The sequence below is a fragment of the Escherichia sp. WS547 genome (genome assembly GCF_046486065.1).
GTDB classification, from domain to species: domain Bacteria; phylum Pseudomonadota; class Gammaproteobacteria; order Enterobacterales; family Enterobacteriaceae; genus Escherichia; species Escherichia coli.
Genome location: NZ_JBJQMA010000020.1, coordinates 69,818 through 90,511, shown reverse-complemented (window position 1 = coordinate 90,511; position 20,694 = coordinate 69,818). Strand labels below are relative to the sequence as shown.

The 20,694-nt window shown below is 53.1% G+C and carries 15 protein-coding genes; all 15 read left to right on the top strand.

Annotated elements, in window-relative coordinates; all coding sequences use genetic code 11:
• Positions 1-19: 19 nt before the first annotated feature.
• The 15 genes from glcB to gspL all read left to right on the top strand — a co-directional run bounded on the left by glcB (position 20) and on the right by gspL (position 20,693).
• Positions 20-2,191 (top strand): malate synthase G, encoded by a 2,172-nt coding sequence (glcB, locus tag ACJHWK_RS17525; RefSeq protein WP_000084110.1) that lies wholly within the window; start codon positions 20-22, stop codon positions 2,189-2,191.
• 354 nt (positions 2,192-2,545) lie between these two features.
• Positions 2,546-4,228, top strand: a complete 1,683-nt coding sequence (gene glcA / locus ACJHWK_RS17520) for a glycolate permease GlcA (protein ID WP_000259302.1) — start codon at positions 2,546-2,548, stop codon at positions 4,226-4,228.
• Positions 4,229-4,712: 484 nt separating this feature from the next.
• Positions 4,713-9,269 (top strand): lipoprotein metalloprotease SslE, encoded by a 4,557-nt coding sequence (gene sslE, locus ACJHWK_RS17515; RefSeq protein ID WP_115738050.1) that lies wholly within the window; start codon positions 4,713-4,715, stop codon positions 9,267-9,269.
• A 197-nt stretch (positions 9,270-9,466) separates the two neighbouring features.
• The gene (pppA, locus tag ACJHWK_RS17510) at positions 9,467-10,276 is read left to right on the top strand and encodes a prepilin peptidase PppA (RefSeq protein ID WP_001300405.1); all 810 of its coding nucleotides are present in this window, start codon (positions 9,467-9,469) and stop codon (positions 10,274-10,276) included.
• Between the two features lie 65 nt (positions 10,277-10,341).
• Positions 10,342-10,752, top strand: a complete 411-nt coding sequence (gene gspS2, locus ACJHWK_RS17505; protein ID WP_001300497.1) for a type II secretion system pilot lipoprotein GspS-beta — start codon at positions 10,342-10,344, stop codon at positions 10,750-10,752.
• A 17-nt stretch (positions 10,753-10,769) separates the two neighbouring features.
• Positions 10,770-11,729, top strand: coding sequence for a type II secretion system protein GspC (gene gspC, locus ACJHWK_RS17500; protein WP_047663928.1), 960 nt, complete (start codon positions 10,770-10,772; stop codon positions 11,727-11,729).
• Positions 11,730-11,758: 29 nt separating this feature from the next.
• Positions 11,759-13,819, top strand: coding sequence for a type II secretion system secretin GspD (gene gspD / locus ACJHWK_RS17495; protein WP_000498848.1), 2,061 nt, complete (start codon positions 11,759-11,761; stop codon positions 13,817-13,819).
• Complete coding sequence (gene gspE, locus ACJHWK_RS17490) at positions 13,819-15,312, top strand: type II secretion system ATPase GspE (RefSeq protein WP_000249373.1); 1,494 nt, start codon at positions 13,819-13,821, stop codon at positions 15,310-15,312. Before gspD ends, gspE begins: the two co-directional genes overlap by 1 nt.
• Positions 15,312-16,535, top strand: coding sequence for a type II secretion system inner membrane protein GspF (gspF, locus tag ACJHWK_RS17485; RefSeq protein ID WP_001173446.1), 1,224 nt, complete (start codon positions 15,312-15,314; stop codon positions 16,533-16,535). Before gspE ends, gspF begins: the two co-directional genes overlap by 1 nt.
• 16 nt (positions 16,536-16,551) lie before the next feature.
• Entirely contained in the window at positions 16,552-17,007 is a 456-nt protein-coding gene (gene gspG, locus ACJHWK_RS17480) for a type II secretion system major pseudopilin GspG (protein ID WP_001087296.1), read from the top strand.
• A 3-nt stretch (positions 17,008-17,010) separates the two neighbouring features.
• Complete coding sequence (gene gspH, locus ACJHWK_RS17475) at positions 17,011-17,574, top strand: type II secretion system minor pseudopilin GspH (protein ID WP_001115117.1); 564 nt, start codon at positions 17,011-17,013, stop codon at positions 17,572-17,574.
• The gene (gene gspI / locus ACJHWK_RS17470) at positions 17,571-17,942 is read left to right on the top strand and encodes a type II secretion system minor pseudopilin GspI (protein WP_000820090.1); all 372 of its coding nucleotides are present in this window, start codon (positions 17,571-17,573) and stop codon (positions 17,940-17,942) included. The genes gspH and gspI overlap by 4 nt, the downstream gene beginning before the upstream one ends.
• Entirely contained in the window at positions 17,939-18,544 is a 606-nt protein-coding gene (gspJ, locus tag ACJHWK_RS17465) for a type II secretion system minor pseudopilin GspJ (RefSeq protein ID WP_410234879.1), read from the top strand. The genes gspI and gspJ overlap by 4 nt, the downstream gene beginning before the upstream one ends.
• Complete coding sequence (gene gspK / locus ACJHWK_RS17460) at positions 18,541-19,518, top strand: type II secretion system minor pseudopilin GspK (protein ID WP_000633203.1); 978 nt, start codon at positions 18,541-18,543, stop codon at positions 19,516-19,518. Before gspJ ends, gspK begins: the two co-directional genes overlap by 4 nt.
• A complete protein-coding gene (gene gspL, locus ACJHWK_RS17455) occupies positions 19,515-20,693 on the top strand; it encodes a type II secretion system protein GspL (RefSeq protein WP_000097215.1) in 1,179 nt (392 codons plus the stop codon). The genes gspK and gspL overlap by 4 nt, the downstream gene beginning before the upstream one ends.
• The last annotated feature ends 1 nt before the right edge of the window (position 20,694 follow it).

Sequence of the window (20,694 nt, the reverse complement as noted above, 5' to 3'; positions counted from 1 at the left end):
GAAAACGAGGAGAGAAACAATGAGTCAAACCATAACCCAGGGCCGTTTACGCATTGACGCCAATTTTAAACGTTTTGTGGATGAAGAAGTTTTGCCTGGCGTGGAACTGGATGCTGCCGCGTTCTGGCACAATGTTGATGAGATCGTTCACGATCTGGCGCCAGAGAATCGTCAGTTGCTGGCAGAGCGCGATCGCATTCAGGCGGTGCTTGATGAGTGGCATCGCAGCAATCCGGGGCCGGTAAAAGATAAAGCGGCCTATAAATCTTTCCTGCGTGAACTGGGCTACCTGGTGCCGCAACCGGAGCGCGTGACGGTGGAAACCACGGGTATTGACAGCGAAATCACCAGCCAGGCGGGGCCGCAGCTGGTGGTTCCGGCAATGAACGCCCGCTACGCGCTGAACGCGGCGAACGCTCGCTGGGGCTCACTATACGATGCGTTATACGGCAGCGACATCATCCCGCAGGAAGGGGCGATGGTCAGCGGCTACGATCCGCAACGCGGTGCGCAGGTTATCGCCTGGGTTCGGCGTTTCCTCGATGAATCTCTACCGCTGGAAAACGGCAGCTATCAGGATGTGGTGGCGTTTAAGGTGGTCGATAAACAATTACGCATCCAGTTGAAAAATGGTAAAGAAACCACGTTACGTACCCCGGCGCAGTTTGTCGGTTACCGTGGCGATGCCGCTGCGCCGACCTGCATTTTGCTGAAAAATAACGGCCTGCATATTGAACTGCAAATTGATGCCAACGGGCGGATTGGCAAAGACGATCCGGCGCACATCAACGATGTTATCGTCGAAGCGGCCATCAGTACCATTCTCGACTGCGAAGATTCGGTCGCGGCGGTTGATGCGGAAGATAAAATCCTGCTGTACCGCAACCTGCTGGGCCTGATGCAGGGGACTCTGCAAGAGAAAATGGAGAAAAACGGTCGGCAAATCGTGCGTAAACTGAATGACGATCGTCATTACACCGCCGCCGATGGCTCTGAAATTTCTCTGCACGGACGCTCGCTGCTGTTTATCCGCAACGTGGGTCATTTGATGACCATTCCTGTGATTTGGGACAGCGAAGGCAATGAAATCCCGGAAGGCATTCTTGATGGCGTCATGACTGGCGCGATTGCCCTCTATGATTTAAAAGTGCAGAAAAACTCGCGCACTGGCAGCGTCTATATTGTGAAACCGAAAATGCACGGTCCGCAGGAAGTGGCGTTCGCCAACAAACTGTTTACCCGCATTGAGACAATGCTCGGTATGGCACCGAATACCCTGAAAATGGGCATTATGGATGAAGAACGTCGGACCTCGCTGAACTTGCGTAGCTGTATCGCTCAGGCGCGCAACCGCGTGGCGTTCATCAATACCGGTTTCCTCGACCGTACCGGCGATGAAATGCATTCGGTGATGGAAGCTGGCCCGATGCTGCGTAAAAATCAGATGAAATCGACGCCTTGGATCAAAGCCTACGAGCGTAATAACGTGCTTTCCGGTCTGTTCTGTGGGCTGCGCGGTAAAGCGCAAATTGGTAAAGGCATGTGGGCAATGCCGGACCTGATGGCAGACATGTACAGCCAGAAGGGCGACCAACTGCGTGCCGGGGCAAACACAGCCTGGGTTCCGTCACCAACCGCTGCTACGCTCCATGCGCTGCACTACCACCAAACCAACGTACAGAGCGTACAAGCCAACATTGCCCAGACCGAGTTCAATGCTGAATTTGAACCGCTGCTGGACGATCTGCTGACTATTCCGGTTGCTGAAAACGCTAACTGGTCGGCACAAGAGATCCAACAAGAGCTGGATAACAACGTGCAGGGGATTCTGGGGTACGTGGTGCGCTGGGTGGAGCAGGGGATTGGTTGTTCAAAAGTGCCGGATATTCACAATGTGGCGCTGATGGAAGACCGCGCAACGCTGCGCATCTCCAGCCAGCATATCGCCAACTGGTTACGTCACGGTATTTTGACTAAAGAACAGGTGCAGGCGTCGCTGGAGAATATGGCGAAAGTGGTTGATCAGCAAAACGCTGGCGATCCGGCTTATCGTCCGATGGCGGGGAATTTCGCTAACTCGAGTGCTTTTAAAGCTGCCAGCGATTTAATCTTCCTCGGCGTGAAACAGCCAAACGGTTATACCGAACCGTTATTACACGCCTGGCGTTTACGCGAAAAAGAAAGTCATTAATAGCGTCAAAAAAGCCCCGGCAAGTTTTATTGTCGGGGCTATGATAGTAACTGCGGTAGTACATTTATCCCGGAAATAACCGGAGCGATTATCAGGGTTTAACAATATTAAATACCCGTAGCGCATTACTAGCGGGCCTAAAACAACAATATGGACATCTTAACGATACTCTGCGTCTGCGTGTGCGGAACAGAAACCCTTACCCGATATACTTGTTATGCCAGAGGTAGCAATTGCGTTAGCGGCGTACTGTTGCTGTAAAGTATAACGCCTATATTTTACAGTTCAGTCCTCTTTTGCTTATTACAACCTTAAGTATATCAAGCATATAAAGATAATAAGAGACTGAACAATATGGTTACCTGGACCCAAATGTATATGCCGATGGGAGGACTGGGGCTATCCGCTCTGGTCGCCCTGATCCCGATAATATTCTTCTTCGTTGCACTCGCGGTATTACGTCTGAAAGGACATGTCGCTGGAGCAATAACCCTTATATTATCTATCCTGATTGCAATATTCGCCTTTAAAATGCCGATTGATATGGCATTTGCTGCTGCGGGCTATGGCTTTATTTATGGATTATGGCCAATAGCGTGGATTATTGTCGCGGCGGTGTTCCTGTATAAATTAACCGTTGCCAGCGGGCAGTTCGATATTATCCGCAGCTCGGTTATCTCCATCACCGACGATCAGCGTTTGCAGGTGTTACTGATTGGTTTCTCCTTTGGTGCGTTGCTGGAAGGAGCGGCTGGCTTTGGTGCGCCGGTGGCGATTACCGGTGCGCTGCTGGTGGGCCTGGGCTTCAAACCGTTATACGCGGCGGGGCTGTGTCTGATTGCCAATACTGCGCCGGTGGCGTTTGGTGCGTTGGGCGTGCCGATTCTGGTCGCCGGTCAGGTAACGGGAATCGATCCGTTCCACATTGGCGCAATGGCGGGACGTCAGTTACCGTTCCTGTCGGTTCTTGTGCCGTTCTGGCTGGTAGCAATGATGGACGGCTGGAAAGGGGTGAAAGAGACGTGGCCAGCGGCGCTGGTTGCTGGGGGAAGCTTCGCTGTCACTCAGTTCTTTACCTCTAACTATATTGGTCCGGAACTGCCGGATATTACTTCGGCGCTGGTGAGTATCGTCTCACTCGCTTTATTCCTTAAAGTCTGGCGGCCGAAAAATACCGAAACGGCAATCAGCATGGGACAATCCGCAGGTGCGATGGTGGTAAATAAGCCATCTTCTGGCGGTCCCGTGCCTTCAGAATATAGTCTGGGGCAAATCATTCGAGCGTGGTCACCGTTTTTAATCTTAACGGTGCTGGTCACCATCTGGACCATGAAGCCGTTTAAAGCGTTATTTGCTCCGGGCGGCGCGTTTTATTCACTGGTGATTAATTTCCAGATCCCTCATTTGCATCAACAAGTGTTGAAAGCGGCACCCATTGTCGCCCAACCAACGCCAATGGATGCGGTGTTTAAATTCGACCCCCTCTCGGCTGGCGGCACCGCTATTTTTATTGCGGCGATTATCTCTATCTTCATCCTCGGTGTGGGGATCAAGAAAGGTATTGGCGTCTTTGCCGAAACGCTAATTAGCTTGAAGTGGCCGATACTGTCGATTGGCATGGTGCTGGCGTTCGCCTTCGTCACCAACTATTCTGGCATGTCCACCACGCTGGCGCTGGTACTGGCAGGTACAGGCGTGATGTTCCCGTTCTTCTCACCGTTTCTCGGCTGGCTGGGCGTATTCCTTACCGGCTCGGACACCTCCTCTAACGCCCTGTTTGGTTCACTGCAATCGACCACGGCGCAGCAAATCAACGTCTCTGACACCCTGCTGGTGGCAGCAAACACCAGCGGCGGCGTAACTGGCAAGATGATCTCCCCGCAATCTATCGCCGTGGCCTGCGCCGCGACGGGCATGGTGGGCCGAGAATCTGAACTGTTCCGCTACACCGTGAAGCACAGTCTGATTTTTGCCAGCGTTATCGGCATTATCACCCTGCTGCAGGCGTATGTGTTTACCGGGATGTTAGTCTCGTAAATCAATAAAGCCGGATGATCGTTAATATCATCCGGCTTCATTTACATTATTCTGTCTTATTAATTGAAAATCATTTCTCGCTTTATTATCTATGCAGCAATAATGTTTTGCGTTCAGATAACCTGCTAAATAATTAAGAGCGTGAGAACATCTATTTTTTTATCACGCAAAACAAGTCTGTATTAATTATGTTCGCTTGATGAGCAAACACCGTTCTATCTGTTGCTTTTGCAATCTTAATCGTTAAAACTACCAACAAATTTATATAGTTACGTTGTGAAATGTTGTTAATTTTTTGTTTGTTGAAATTTCGTAAAAATAGCCAGATAGACATCGTATAGGGGTTATTCTTATAAATTTCACCTGTTTTCTATCAATGATGTCGTTTTCTTAAGAATGGAGGAAGTTATTAGAGAAGATAAAGCATAAAACTATTTCTCCCAGTTACGAATTTTTTAACATTGTTTTGTCACTTGCGTTATTAATGAATAAGAAATTTAAATATAAGAAATCGCTTTTAGCGGCTATTTTGAGCGCAACCCTGTTAGCCGGTTGTGATGGCGGTGGTTCCGGATCTTCCTCCGATACGCCGCCTGTAGATTCTGGAACAGGGTCTTTGCCGGAAGTGAAACCTGATCCAACACCAAACCCGGAGCCGACGCCTGAGCCAACGCCGGACCCAGAGCCTACGCCAGAACCGATACCTGATCCTGAACCAACACCAGAACCGGAGCCAGAACCTGTTCCTACGAAAACGGGTTATCTGACCCTGGGCGGAAGCCAGCGGGTAACTGGTGCTACCTGTAATGGTGAATCCAGCGATGGCTTTACATTTAAACCTGGCGAGGACGTTACTTGCGTGGCGGGTAACACGACAATTGCCACCTTCAACACTCAGTCAGAAGCTGCGCGTAGCTTGCGTGCGGTTGAAAAAGTGTCGTTTAGCCTTGAGGACGCGCAAGAACTGGCGGGCTCCGATGACAAGAAAAGCAATGCGGTTTCGCTGGTAACGTCCAGTAACAGCTGTCCGGCGAATACAGAACAGGTTTGTCTGACGTTCTCCTCGGTGATCGAGAGTGAACGCTTCGACTCGCTGTATAAGCAAATCGATCTGGCACCGGAAGAGTTCAAAAAGCTGGTCAATGAAGAGGTGGAAAACAATGCTGCGACCGATAAAGCGCCATCCACTCATACTTCACCGGTCGTGCCCGTCACCACGCCGGGAACAAAACCGGATCTGAACGCTTCCTTCGTGTCGGCTAACGCGGAACAGTTTTATCAGTATCAACCCACTGAAATCATTCTCTCTGAAGGTCGACTGGTCGATAGCCAGGGATATGGTGTTGCTGGCGTCAACTACTACACCAATTCAGGCCGTGGCGTGACAGGGGAAAATGGTGAATTTTCCTTTAGCTGGGGCGAAACCATCTCCTTTGGTATCGATACCTTTGAACTGGGTTCAGTGCGCGGCAATAAGTCGACCATTGCGCTGACTGAACTGGGTGATGAAGTTCGCGGGGCGAATATTGATCAGCTTATTCATCGCTATTCGACGACCGGGCAAAATAATACCCGTGTTGTTCCGGACGATGTACGCAAGGTCTTTGCCGAATATCCCAACGTGATCAACGAGATTATCAATCTCTCGTTATCCAACGGTGCGACGCTGGGGGAAGGTGAGCAAGTCGTTAATCTGCCTAACGAATTTATTGAGCAGTTTAATACGGGTCAGGCCAAAGAGATCGATACCGCGATTTGTGCGAAAACCGATGGTTGTAACGAGGCTCGCTGGTTCTCGCTGACGACGCGCAATGTTAATGACGGCCAGATTCAGGGCGTTATCAACAAGCTGTGGGGCGTGGATACGAACTACAAATCTGTCAGCAAGTTCCATGTATTCCATGACTCCACCAACTTCTATGGCAGCACGGGTAATGCGCGCGGTCAGGCGGTGGTGAATATCTCCAACGCGGCCTTCCCGATTCTGATGGCGCGTAATGATAAAAACTACTGGCTGGCCTTCGGCGAGAAACGGGCCTGGGATAAAAATGAGCTGGCGTACATTACTGAAGCGCCTTCCATTGTGCGACCAGAGAACGTGACACGCGAAACAGCCACCTTCAACCTGCCGTTTATTTCGCTGGGGCAAGTGGGCGATGGCAAGCTGATGGTTATCGGTAACCCACACTACAACAGCATCCTGCGTTGCCCGAACGGTTACAGCTGGAACGGGGGCGTTAATAAAGATGGGCAGTGTACGCTCAACAGCGACCCGGATGACATGAAGAACTTCATGGAGAACGTGCTGCGCTATCTGTCAAATGATCGCTGGTTGCCGGATGCAAAATCCAATATGACCGTGGGTACTAACCTGGACACGGTGTATTTCAAAAAACACGGGCAGGTTACAGGAAATAGTGCTGCGTTCGGCTTTCATCCGGATTTTGCGGGTATCTCTGTTGAGCATTTAAGTAGCTATGGCGATCTCGACCCGCAGGAAATGCCGCTGCTGATCCTCAACGGCTTTGAGTATGTGACTCAGGTTGGTAACGATCCTTATGCAATCCCGCTGCGTGCAGATACCAGCAAACCGAAGCTGACCCAGCAGGATGTGACCGATTTGATCGCCTATATGAACAAAGGTGGATCGGTGCTGATCATGGAAAACGTGATGAGCAATCTTAAGGAAGAGAGCGCATCTGGCTTTGTACGTCTGCTTGATGCCGCAGGTTTGTCGATGGCGCTTAACAAGTCGGTAGTAAATAACGATCCGCAAGGCTACCCGGACCGCGTTCGTCAACGACGTTCAACGCCAATTTGGGTCTATGAGCGTTATCCGGCTGTCGATGGTAAACCACCGTATACCATTGATGACACCACGAAAGAAGTTATCTGGAAATATCAGCAAGAAAACAAACCTGATGACAAACCGAAGCTGGAAGTTGCCAGCTGGCAGGAAGAAGTTGAGGGTAAACAGGTAACTCAATTCGCCTTTATCGATGAAGCCGACCACAAAACGCCTGAGTCACTGGCTGCGGCGAAGAAGAGAATTCTGGACGCGTTCCCAGGGCTGGAAGAGTGTAAGGATTCTGACTACCACTATGAGGTCAACTGTCTGGAATATCGTCCTGGCACGGGGGTTCCGGTTACTGGTGGCATGTATGTTCCACAGTATACGCAACTAAGCCTTAACGCCGACACTGCGAAAGCGATGGTGCAGGCTGCGGATTTAGGCACCAACATTCAGCGTCTGTATCAGCATGAGCTTTACTTCCGTACCAATGGTCGCAAAGGTGAGCGTCTGAGCAGCGTCGATCTGGAACGTCTGTACCAGAACATGTCGGTCTGGCTGTGGAATAAAATTGAATATCGCTATGAAAACGACAAGGATGACGAGCTGGGCTTTAAAACGTTCACCGAGTTCCTGAACTGTTACGCCAACAATGCTTATGATGGTGGCACGCAGTGCTCCGCAGAGCTGAAACAATCGCTGATCGATAACAAGATGATCTACGGTGAAGGCAGCAAAGCGGGCATGATGAACCCGAACTATCCGCTTAACTATATGGAAAAACCGCTGACGCGCCTGATGCTGGGGCGTTCCTGGTGGGATCTGAACATCAAGGTTGATGTCGAGAAGTATCCGGGGGCGGTATCGGCTGAAGGTGAGGAGGTTACTGAAACCATCAACCTGTACTCGAATCCGACCAAATGGTTTGCGGGTAACATGCAGTCTACTGGCCTGTGGGCTCCGGCTCAGCAGGAAGTCAGCATTAAGTCCAATGCGAAAGTCCCTGTGACTGTTACCGTGGCGCTGGCTGACGACCTGACCGGGCGTGAGAAGCATGAGGTTGCGCTGAACCGTCCGCCAAGAGTGACTAAAACATACTCTCTGGATGCTAGCGGCACGGTGAAGTTCAAGGTTCCTTACGGTGGTCTGATTTATATCAAGAGCGACAGTAAAGAGGAGAAATCAGCCAACTTCACCTTTACTGGCGTGGTAAAAGCGCCGTTTTATAAAGACGGTAAATGGAAAAACGACCTGAAATCCCCTGCGCCGTTGGGTGAGCTGGAGTCTGCGTCGTTCGTCTATACCACGCCGAAGAAGAACCTTGAGGCCAGCAATTACAAGGGCGGTCTGAAACAATTCGCTGAGGATCTGGATACCTTTGCCAGCTCGATGAATGACTTCTACGGTCGTGATGGCGAAAGCGGTAAGCACCGGATGTTTACCTATGAAGCATTGACGGGGCACAAACATCGTTTCACCAACGATGTGCAGATCTCCATCGGTGATGCGCACTCTGGTTATCCGGTGATGAACAGCAGCTTCTCGCCGAACAGCACCACGCTGCCGACGACGCCGCTGAACGACTGGCTGATCTGGCACGAAGTAGGGCACAACGCTGCAGAAACGCCGCTGACTGTACCGGGCGCAACTGAAGTGGCGAACAACGTGCTGGCGCTGTACATGCAGGATCGTTATCTCGGCAAGATGAACCGTGTCGCTGACGATATTACCGTTGCGCCGGAATATCTGGAGGAGAGCAACGGTCAGGCATGGGCGCGTGGCGGTGCGGGTGACCGTCTGCTGATGTACGCGCAGCTGAAGGAATGGGCAGAGAAAAACTTTGATATCAAACAGTGGTATCCAGAAGGCTCTCTGCCAGCGTTCTACAGCGAGCGTGAAGGGATGAAAGGCTGGAACCTGTTCCAGTTGATGCACCGTAAAGCACGCGGCGATGATGTTGGCAATGACAAATTTGGCAACAGAAACTACTGTGCCGAATCCAACGGTAACGCTGCCGACACGCTGATGCTGTGTGCATCCTGGGTCGCTCAGACGGACCTTTCCGCATTCTTTAAGAAATGGAATCCGGGCGCGAATGCTTACCAGTTGCCGGGAGCGACAGAGATGAGCTTCGAGGGCGGTGTGAGCCAGTCGGCTTACAACACGCTCGCGTCACTCGATCTGCCGAAACCGGAACAGGGACCGGAAACCATTAATCAGGTTACCGAGCATAAGATGTCTGCCGAGTAAGCCCGTAGGCCGGATAAGGCGCTCGCGCCGCATCCGGCATGAAATAAGGCGCACCGGGTTAACACATTTGCCCGATGCGCCTGCTTATCGGGCCTACAGACGGGGAAAGCCGCGATTATTTGCGCTGGCAGACACCCGTAGGACGGATAAGGCGTTTTACGCCGCATCCAGCAAGTTACAACAAACAACCTTTAACCATGCTTTTTGATGTTTTTCAGCAATACCCCACGGCGATGCCCGTCCTGGCAACCGTCGGAGGATTGATCATCGGCAGTTTTTTGAATGTGGTGATTTGGCGTTACCCAATCATGCTGCGCCAACAAATGGCGGAGTTTCACGGTGAAATGTCGAGTGCGCAGTCAAAAATAAGCCTTGCGCTACCGCGTTCGCACTGCCCACATTGTCAGCAGACCATCCGGATACGTGACAATATTCCGCTGTTCTCCTGGCTGATGCTCAAAGGGCGCTGCCGCGACTGTCAGGCGAAAATCAGCAAGCGTTATCCGCTGGTGGAGTTATTGACGGCACTCGCTTTTTTGCTGGCGAGTCTGGTCTGGCCGGAAAGTGGATGGGCGCTGGCGGTGATGATATTATCCGCCTGGCTGATTGCCGCGAGCGTCATTGACCTCGATCACCAATGGCTGCCCGATGTTTTTACTCAGGGCGTATTGTGGACGGGACTGAGTGCGGCATGGGCGCAGCAGAGCCCGCTCACGCTACAAGATGCAGTTACCGGCGTCCTGGTGGGGTTTATCGCTTTTTACTCCCTGCGCTGGATAGCCGGAATAGTTCTGCGTAAAGAAGCATTAGGCATGGGCGATGTATTATTGTTCGCTGCGTTAGGTAGTTGGGTGGGGCCGTTGTCGCTACCCAATGTTGCTTTAATCGCATCATGCTGCGGCCTGATATATGCCGTTATTACAAAAAGAGGATCAACCACACTGCCTTTTGGACCGTGTTTAAGTCTGGGCGGTATAGCAACAATTTATCTACAGGCATTGTTTTAATGATAACAACGTCATTATCAAAGTGACATTTTAACTCTTATTAATAACCTTAGAGATTATTTACCATGTCGATAAAACAAATGCCAGGGAGGGTATTAATATCGCTATTGTTGAGCGTTACAGGATTATTAAGTGGCTGTGCCAGCCATAATGAAAATGCCAGTTTACTGGCGAAAAAACAGGCGCAAAATATCAGCCAAAACCTGCCGATTAAATCTGCGGGATATACCTTAGTGCTGGCACAAAGTAGCGGCACGACGGTAAAAATGACCATTATCAGCGAAGCGGGGACTCAGACCACGCAGACGCCTGACGCCTTTTTAACCAGCTATCAACGACAAATGTGCAATGACCCAACGGTGAAATTAATGCTCACTGAGGGAATTAATTACAGCATAACGATTAATGATACACGTACAGGTAACCAGTATCAGCGGAAACTGGATCGTACCACCTGTGGAATAGTCAAAGCATAACGTCGGGTAGATATAAATTGGCGCGGGTTGTTTTTCGTGACGCACGAATTTATCTCATTCAATGGCTGACAAAAATTCGTCACACTCTTAACCAGAGACAATCTCTTAATACAGACAAAGAGCATCTGCGCAAAATTGCACGCGGGATGTTCTGGCTGATGCTGCTTATTATTTCTGCAAAAGTGGCGCATTCACTCTGGCGCTATTTCTCTTTTTCTGCGGAATATATGGCTGTTTCCCCATCGGCGAATAAACCGCTCCGTGCGGATGCAAAAGCGTTCGATAAAAATGACGTGCAATTAATCAGCCAGCAAAACTGGTTTGGCAAATATCAGCCCGTCGCCACGCCGGTAAAACAACCCGAACCTGCACCTGTGGCCGAAACGCGTCTTAATGTGGTGTTGCGTGGGATCGCCTTTGGTGCCAGACCCGGCGCGGTTATTGAAGAAGGTGGTAAACAGCAGGTCTATTTGCAGGGTGAAACGCTTGGCTCGCACAACGCAGTGATTGAGGAAATCAACCGCGACCATGTGATGCTGCGCTATCAGGGAAAAATAGAGCGCCTGAGCCTGGCTGAAGAGGAGCGTTCCACCGTTGCCGTGACCAACAAAAAAGCTGTCAGTGACGAAGCAAAGCAAGCTGTTGCTGAACCTGCTGTCAGTGCGCCAGTGGAGATCCCGGCTGCCGTGCGTCAGGCACTGGCGAAAGATCCGCAGAAAATTTTTAACTATATCCAGCTTACGCCTGTGCGTAAGGAGGGGATTGTCGGTTATGCAGTGAAACCGGGGGCAGATCGTTCTCTGTTCGATGTCAGCGGTTTTAAGGAAGGCGATATCGCCATTGCGCTAAATCAGCAGGATTTCACTGATCCACGAGCAATGATTGCTCTGATGCGGCAGTTACCTTCAATGGATTCCATTCAACTTACGGTTTTACGCAAGGGTGCGCGCTACGACATTTCCATCGCGCTGCGCTAACCGCATTTAATCCAGGAGAATCATTCATCGTGTTTTGGCGTGATATGACGTTGTCGGTCTGGCGTAAGAAGACAACTGGCCTCAAAACAAAAAAGCGTTTACTGCCGCTGGTGCTGGCAGCGGCATTATGCAGTTCACCGGTCTGGGCGGAAGAAGCCACTTTCACCGCTAATTTTAAAGATACCGACCTGAAATCGTTCATCGAAACCGTCGGCGCTAACCTTAATAAAACCATCATTATGGGGCCGGGCGTTCAGGGGAAAGTGAGTATTCGCACCATGACCCCGCTCAATGAACGCCAGTATTACCAGCTATTCCTTAACCTGCTGGAAGCACAGGGGTATGCCGTCGTACCGATGGAAAACGACGTGCTGAAGGTGGTGAAATCCAGCGCTGCGAAAGTCGAGCCGCTGCCGCTGGTTGGTGAAGGCAGCGACAACTACGCGGGCGATGAAATGGTCACCAAAGTCGTGCCGGTACGTAATGTGTCGGTACGCGAGCTGGCACCGATTCTGCGCCAGATGATCGACAGCGCAGGCTCAGGCAACGTTGTTAATTACGATCCCTCCAACGTGATTATGCTTACCGGACGCGCCTCAGTTGTGGAGCGCCTGACGGAAGTGATCCAGCGCGTGGATCATGCGGGTAATCGCACCGAAGAGGTGATCCCGCTGGATAACGCCTCAGCCTCGGAAATTGCCCGCGTGCTGGAAAGCCTGACCAAAAACAGCGGCGAGAACCAGCCAGCAACGCTGAAATCTCAAATTGTCGCCGATGAACGCACCAACAGCGTGATTGTCAGTGGTGACCCCGCCACGCGAGACAAAATGCGCCGTCTGATCCGTCGGCTGGATTCAGAAATGGAGCGCAGCGGCAACAGCCAGGTGTTCTATCTCAAATACAGTAAAGCGGAAGACCTGGTCGATGTGCTGAAGCAGGTCAGCGGTACGCTCACGGCGGCTAAAGAAGAGGCGGAAGGCACGGTTGGTAGCGGGCGTGAGGTTGTCTCCATCGCCGCCAGCAAACACAGTAATGCCCTGATTGTTACTGCGCCGCAGGACATTATGCAGTCGCTGCAAAGCGTGATTGAACAACTGGATATTCGCCGTGCTCAGGTGCACGTCGAGGCGTTGATCGTGGAAGTTGCCGAAGGTAGCAATATCAATTTCGGCGTGCAGTGGGCGTCGAAAGATGCCGGATTAATGCAGTTTGCTAACGGTACGCAGATCCCTATTGGCACGCTGGGTGCAGCCATTTCTCAGGCGAAACCGCAGAAAGGCTCCACGGTGATCAGTGAAAACGGCGCTACCACCATTAACCCGGATACTAACGGCGATCTCTCCACGCTCGCTCAGCTTCTTTCTGGCTTTAGCGGTACGGCGGTTGGCGTGGTGAAAGGCGACTGGATGGCGCTGGTACAGGCGGTCAAAAACGACTCCAGCTCGAACGTGCTCTCCACGCCGAGTATCACCACGCTGGACAACCAGGAAGCCTTCTTCATGGTGGGTCAGGACGTTCCGGTATTAACCGGCTCTACCGTTGGCTCCAATAACAGCAATCCTTTCAATACAGTAGAAAGGAAAAAAGTCGGCATCATGCTGAAAGTCACGCCGCAGATTAACGAAGGAAACGCGGTACAGATGGTGATTGAGCAGGAAGTCTCGAAGGTGGAAGGACAGACCAGTCTCGACGTCGTGTTTGGCGAGCGCAAACTGAAAACCACCGTGCTGGCAAACGATGGTGAGCTGATCGTGCTTGGCGGTCTGATGGACGATCAGGCGGGAGAAAGCGTGGCGAAAGTGCCATTGCTGGGCGATATCCCGTTGATTGGTAACCTGTTTAAATCGACGGCGGATAAAAAAGAAAAACGTAACCTGATGGTATTTATCCGCCCGACCATTCTGCGTGACGGTATGGCGGCAGACGGCGTGTCGCAGCGCAAATATAACTATATGCGCGCCGAACAGATCTATCGCGATGAGCAAGGCTTAAGCCTGATGCCGCACACCGCGCAGCCGGTACTGCCAGCGCAAAATCAGGCTCTACCGCCAGAAGTTCGCGCGTTCCTTAATGCCGGGAGAACGCGTTAATGGTGCCTGTAGCACAGGAAACCACCGCTAACACCGTGCGTCTGCCCTACAGTTTCAGCCGTCGGTTTAGCCTGGTGGCATGGTGCGAAGCGTCGCTGGAGATCCTCCATGTTCATCCGTTGTCGCTCTCTGTTTTGCAGGAGCTGCAGCGGGGGCTGAACGCGTCTTTTACGCTGAGGCAAATCGACGAGGCCGAATTTGAACAGCGGCTGAATGCGGTCTGGCAGCGGGACTCTTCCGAGGCCCGCCAGTTGATGGAAGATCTCGGCTCCGCCGAGGACTTTTTTACCCTCGCTGAAGAACTGCCGGAAACGGAAGATCTGCTGGAAAGCGACGACGACGCGCCAATCATCAAACTGATCAACGCTATGCTGGCAGAGGCGATTAAAGAAGGTGCTTCGGATATCCACATCGAGACATTTGAAAAGAGTCTGGTGATCCGTTTTCGCGTTGACGGCACATTACATGAAATGCTGCGCCCGGGGCGCAAACTGGCCTCGCTGCTGGTATCGCGTATCAAGGTGATGGCGCGGCTGGATATTGCCGAAAAGCGCGTACCGCAGGATGGGCGTATTGCGCTGCTGCTGGGCGGTCGGGCGATTGACGTGCGTGTCTCCACCATGCCCTCCGCCTGGGGCGAGCGCGTGGTGCTGCGACTGCTGGACAAAAACCAGGCCCGCCTGACGCTGGAACGTCTGGGGTTGAGTCACGAACTGACCGCGCAGTTGCGCCAGCTGTTACACAAACCGCACGGCATTTTTCTGGTGACGGGGCCGACCGGTTCCGGCAAAAGCACCACGCTGTACGCTGGATTGCAGGAGCTGAACAACCACTCGCGTAACATTCTCACGGTTGAAGACCCTATCGAATACATGATTGAAGGGATCGGTCAGACGCAGGTTAACACCCGCGTCGGCATGACCTTCGCCCGTGGCCTGCGCGCGATTTTGCGTCAGGACCCGGATGTGGTGATGGTCGGTGAAATCCGCGATACCGAAACCGCAGAAATCGCTGTTCAGGCTTCACTGACCGGACACCTGGTACTTTCCACGCTGCATACCAACACGGCGGTGGGGGCGATCACGCGTTTGCAGGATATGGGCGTTGAGCCTTTCCTGCTCTCTTCCAGTCTGACGGGCGTGATGGCGCAGCGACTGGTTCGCACGCTGTGTCCCGATTGCCGCCAGTCCGCGCCTGCCACCGACGAAGAAAAACGCCTGCTGGGGATTACCGATGCGCGAACCGTCACGCTGTACCATCCGCAGGGCTGTCCCGCCTGTAATCACAAAGGTTTTCGCGGACGTACTGCCATCCATGAGCTGATCGTGGTGGACGCCACATTACGTGATTTGATCCACCGTCAGGCCGGGGAACTGGAGCTGGAACGTTATGTCCGGCAACACTCTGCGGGTATCCGCAGCAACGGCATTGAGAAAGTGCTCGCCGGAGAAACCTCTCTCGATGAAGTTCTGCGGGTAACCATGGAGGCGTAATGGCACTGTTTTACTATCAGGCGCTGGAGCGTAATGGTCGCAAAACCAAAGGTATGATTGAGGCGGATTCCGCGCGTCATGCCCGCCAGTTGTTGCGCGGTAAAGAGCTTATCCCCGTGCATATTGAAGCCCGGATGAATACTTCGTCAGGGGGGATGTTGCAGCGTCGGCGGCACGCACATCGTCGCGTGGCGGCGGCAGATTTGGCGCTGTTCACACGCCAACTGGCAACGCTGGTGCAGGCAGCAATGCCGCTGGAAACCTGCTTACAGGCGGTCAGTGAGCAAAGTGAAAAACTGCATGTAAAAAGCCTCGGAATGGCGCTGCGCAGCCGGATTCAGGAAGGTTATACCCTGTCGGACAGCCTGCGCGAACATCCCCGCGTCTTTGACTCCCTGTTTTGTTCGATGGTCGCTGCCGGAGAAAAATCCGGACATCTCGACGTGGTGCTCAATCGCCTGGCAGATTACACCGAACAGCGGCAGCGTCTGAAATCACGCCTGCTGCAGGCCATGCTCTACCCGCTGGTACTGCTGGTGGTGGCAACGGGCGTGGTCACTATTTTGCTGACGGCAGTAGTGCCGAAAATTATCGAACAGTTTGATCATCTCGGACACGCGCTGCCTGCCTCCACCCGAATGCTCATCGCCATGAGCGACACGTTACAGACCAGCGGCGTGTACTGGCTGGCGGGTTTGCTGGGGCTTCTGGTGCTGGGGCAACGGCTACTCAAAAATCCTGCGATGCGCCTGCGCTGGGATAAAACCTTGCTGCGTTTGCCCGTGACGGGGCGTGTTGCGCGCGGACTGAATACGGCGCGTTTTTCCCGCACATTAAGCATCCTCACCGCCAGTAGTGTTCCGCTGCTGGAAGGCATTCAGACCGCCGCCGCCGTGTCGGCAAATCGTTATGTCGAGCAACAACTGCTGCTGGCGGCAGATCGCGTCCGCGAAGGAAGCAGCCTGCGCGCCGCGCTGGCGGATCTGCGCCTGTTCCCGCCGATGATGTTGTACATGATCGCCTCCGGCGAACAGAGCGGCGAGCTGGAAACCATGCTTGAACAGGCCGCGGTCAACCAGGAACGGGAATTTGATACCCAGGTGGGGCTGGCGTTAGGGCTGTTTGAGCCGGCGCTGGTGGTGATGATGGCGGGCGTGGTGCTGTTTATCGTCATCGCCATCCTCGAACCGATGCTGCAACTGAACAATATGGTTGGAATGTAATTTACGGAGTTATCACATGAATTCGTTATCCCGCACACAAAAACCACGGGCAGGTTTTACCCTGCTGGAAGTGATGGTGGTGATTGTTATTCTTGGCGTCCTGGCAAGTCTGGTGGTGCCTAACCTGTTGGGCAACAAAGAGAAAGCGGATCGGCAAAAAGCCATCAGCGATATCGTGGCGCTGGAGAACGCGCTGGATATGTACCGACTGGATAACGGGCGTTATCCGACCACCGAACAGGGGCTGGAAGCGCTGATCCAGCAACCGGCCAATATGGCGGACTCCCGCAACTACCGTACCGGTGGATACATTAAACGACTGCCAAAGGATCCGTGGGGCAATGATTATCAGTATCTCAGCCCGGGTGAAAAAGGGCTGTTTGATGTTTATACCCTGGGAGCAGATGGTCAGGAAAACGGGGAGGGCGCTGGCGCAGATATCGGTAACTGGAATTTGCAGGAGTTTCAGTAATCAGTGCCTGAACGCGGATTCACACTTCTGGAAATCATGCTGGTGATTTTCCTTATCGGCCTTGCCAGTGCGGGCGTGGTACAGACGTTTGCGACCGCTTCAGAGCCGCCTGCGAAAAAAGCGGCGCAGGATTTTCTGACTCGCTTTGCGCAGTTTAAGGACAGGGCAGTGATCGAAGGGCAAACACTCGGTGTGCTAATCGACCCGCCAGGTTACCAGTTTATGCAGCGTCGTCACGGGCAATGGTTGCCCGTTTCTGCGACCCGGTTATCGGCACAGGTTACGGTGCCGAAACAGGTGCAGATGCTGTTACAACCCGGAAGTGATATCTGGCAGAAGGAATATGCGCTGGAGCTGCAGCGTCGTCGCCTGACGCTGCACGATATTGAACTGGAGCTGCAAAAAGAGGCGAAAAAGAAGACACCGCAGATCCGTTTTTCGCCTTTTGAACCCGCCACGCCGTTTACACTGCGTTTTTACGCGTCGGCACAAAACGCGTGTTGGGCGGTAAAGCTGGCGCACGATGGCGTGTTATCCCTCAATCAATGTGATGAGGGGATGCCATGAAGCGTGGATTTACCTTGCTGGAAGTAATGCTCGCGCTGGCGATTTTTGCGTTGGCCGCCATGGCGGTGTTACAGATCGCCAGCGGCGCGCTGAGTAATCAGCAAATCCTTGAGGAGAAAACGGTAGCGGGCTGGGTAGCTGAAAACCAGACTGCGCTGCTTTACCTGATGACCCGTGAACAACGAGCGGTCAGGCACCAGGGCGAGAGTGATATGGCAGGAAGCCGCTGGTACTGGCGAACCACACCGCTGAATACCGGTAACGCGCTACTTCAGGCGGTGGATATTGAAGTCAGCCGTCACGAAGACTTTTCGTCGGTGATTCAGTCACGACGCGCTTGGTTTAGCGCCGTGGGAGGCCAACAGTGAGAAGAGCTAGCGCTGGTTTCACGTTACTGGAAATGCTGGTGGCGATAGCCATTTTTGCCTCACTGGCACTGATGGCGCAGCAGGTGACAAACGGCGTTACACGCGTGAATAGCGCCGTCGCCGGACACGATCAAAAACTAAACCTCATGCAGCAAACGATGAGTTTTTTGAACCACGATCTGACACAAATGATGCCGCGTCCGGTAAGAGGCGATCAGGGCCAGCGTGAACCAGCGTTACTGGCGGGCGCTGGCGTGCTGGCGTCTGAGAGTGAAGGGATGCGTTTTGTACGTGGCGGCGTGGTTAATCCGTTGATGCGTCTGCCGCGCAGTAATCTGTTCACCGTCGGTTACCGCATTCATGGTGGTTATCTCGAACGGTTAGCCTGGCCACTGACCGATGCGGCAGGCAGCGTGAAGCCAACAACGCAAAAATTAATCCCGGCGGATTCGCTCCGTTTGCAGTTCTACGACGGCACGCGCTGGCAGGCGAGTTGGTCATCAGTGCAGGCGATTCCTGTGGCAGTACGCATAACCCTGCATTCGCCGCAATGGGGCGAAATTGAACGCATCTGGTTGTTACGCGGGCCGCAATTATCATGATCACCTCACCACCAAAACGCGGAATGGCACTGGTCGTGGTGCTGGTATTGCTGGCGGTTATGATGCTGGTGACCATCACGCTTTCCGGGCGGATGCAGCAACAACTTGGGCGAACGCGCAGCCAGCAGGAGTACCAGCAGGCGCTGTGGTACAGCGCCAGTGCAGAAAGCCTGGCGTTGAGCGCACTCAGTCTGAGCCTGAAAAATGAAAAGCGTGTGCATTTGGCACAACCGTGGGCTTCTGGCCCGCGTTTTTTCCCACTGCCGCAGGGGCAAATTGCCGTCACTCTGCGTGACGCACAGGCCTGCTTTAACCTGAATGCCCTCGCTCAGCCGACGACGGCGTCGCGTCCGCTCGCGGTACAACAACTGATTGCCCTGATCTCGCGCCTTGATGTACCTGCTTATCGGGCCGAACTGATAGCCGAAAGCCTGTGGGAGTTTATTGACGAAGACCGCAGCGTGCAGACGCGTCTGGGGCGTGAAGACAGCGAGTATCTCGCCCGCTCGGTGCCGTTCTACGCCGCTAATCAACCGCTGGCTGATATCAGCGAGATGCGCGTGGTGCAGGGAATGGACGCCGGGCTTTATCAAAAACTGAAACCGCTGGTCTGTGCGCTGCCGATGGCCCGCCAGCAAATCAACATCAATACATTAGATGTCACGCAAAGTGTGATTCTTGAGGCGCTGTTTGACCCGTGGTTAAGCCCTGTTCAGGCGCGGGCATTATTACAACAACGTCCGGCGAAGGGCTGGGAAGATGTCGATCAGTTTCTTGCTCAGCCGCTACTTGCAGACGTCGATGAGCGTACTAAAAAACAGCTAAAAACCGTCCTGAGCGTGGACAGCAATTACTTCTGGCTGCGTTCAGATATCACCGTGAATGAGATTGAACTGACGATGAATTCGTTAATTGTCCGCATGGGCCCACAACACTTTTCTGTTCTCTGGCATCAGACAGGAGAAAGTGAGTGAGTTCCATGCTTGAGATTTTTTTCCCGCTTTGCGCCGCTGATCCCATCCGTTGGCAGCGCCGTACACCCGACGTGGAGCACGGCATCTGGCCTGACGTCGCCGACGAATATCTCCAGCAATGGCTGCAAACAGACACAATTCGACTCTATATTCCCGGCGAATGGATCAGCGTCTGGCAGGTTGAACTGCCTGATGTGCCTCGCAAGCAGATACCGACGATTCTGCCCGCCTTGCTGGAAGAAGAGCTGAACCAGGATATCGATGAACTGCATTTCGCCCCGTTGAAAATCGACCAGCAACTGGCAACCGTAGCTGTGATTCACCAGCAGCATATGCGCAACATTGCGCAGTGGTTGCAGGCAAACGGCATCACCCGCGCTACCGTCGCGCCGGACTGGATGTCCATTCCTTGTGGGTTTATGGCTGGCGATGCGCAACGGGTTATCTGCCGCATCGATGAATGCCGGGGATGGAGCGCCGGGCGGGCGCTGGCTCCGGTCATGTTCCGCGCACAGCTCAATGAGCAGGATATACCGCTTTCACTAACCGTGGTCGGCATTGCACCGGAAGAACTGTCTGCATGGGCTGGTGCGGACGCCGAACGCCTGACCGTTACGGCTCTGCCAGCCATTATCACTTATGGCGAACCGGAAGGGAACCTGCTAACAGGGCCGTGGCAGCCTCGTGTCAGCTACCGAAAACAGTGGGCGCGCTGGCGGGTGATGATTCTGCCGATATTGCTGATTCTGGTTGCGCTGGTAGTGGAACGGGGCGTGACGTTATGGAGCGTCAGCGAACAGGTGGCGCAAAGCCGCACCCAGGCGGAGAAACAGTTCTTAACGCTATTCCCGGAGCAGAAGCGGATTGTGAATTTACGCTCGCAGGTGACGATGGCGCTGAAAAAATATCGCCCACAGGCTGATGATACCGATCTGCTTGCCGAGTTGTCTGCGATCGCCAGTACCCTGAAATCCGCATCACTTTCCGACATTGAGATGCGTGGTTTCACCTTTGATCAAAAACGCCAGACGCTTCACCTCCAACTGCGGGCTGCGAACTTTGCCAGCTTCGACAAACTGCGTAGCGCACTGGCGGCAGATTATGTTGTGCAACAGGACGCGTTACAGAAAGAGGGTGATGCGGTTTCCGGCGGCGTAACGTTGCGGAGGAAATAAC

Bases quoted from the DNA above. Each gene is read 5' to 3' on its own strand.
- glcB (WP_000084110.1), top strand. From the start codon at position 20: ATGAGTCAAACCATAACCCAGGGCCGTTTACGCATTGACGCCAATTTT.
- glcA (WP_000259302.1), top strand. From the start codon at position 2,546: ATGGTTACCTGGACCCAAATGTATATGCCGATGGGAGGACTGGGGCTA.
- sslE (WP_115738050.1), top strand. From the start codon at position 4,713: ATGAATAAGAAATTTAAATATAAGAAATCGCTTTTAGCGGCTATTTTG.
- pppA (WP_001300405.1), top strand. From the start codon at position 9,467: ATGCTTTTTGATGTTTTTCAGCAATACCCCACGGCGATGCCCGTCCTG.
- gspS2 (WP_001300497.1), top strand. From the start codon at position 10,342: ATGTCGATAAAACAAATGCCAGGGAGGGTATTAATATCGCTATTGTTG.
- gspE (WP_000249373.1), top strand. From the start codon at position 13,819: ATGGTGCCTGTAGCACAGGAAACCACCGCTAACACCGTGCGTCTGCCC.
- gspF (WP_001173446.1), top strand. From the start codon at position 15,312: ATGGCACTGTTTTACTATCAGGCGCTGGAGCGTAATGGTCGCAAAACC.
- gspG (WP_001087296.1), top strand. From the start codon at position 16,552: ATGAATTCGTTATCCCGCACACAAAAACCACGGGCAGGTTTTACCCTG.
- gspI (WP_000820090.1), top strand. From the start codon at position 17,571: ATGAAGCGTGGATTTACCTTGCTGGAAGTAATGCTCGCGCTGGCGATT.
- gspK (WP_000633203.1), top strand. From the start codon at position 18,541: ATGATCACCTCACCACCAAAACGCGGAATGGCACTGGTCGTGGTGCTG.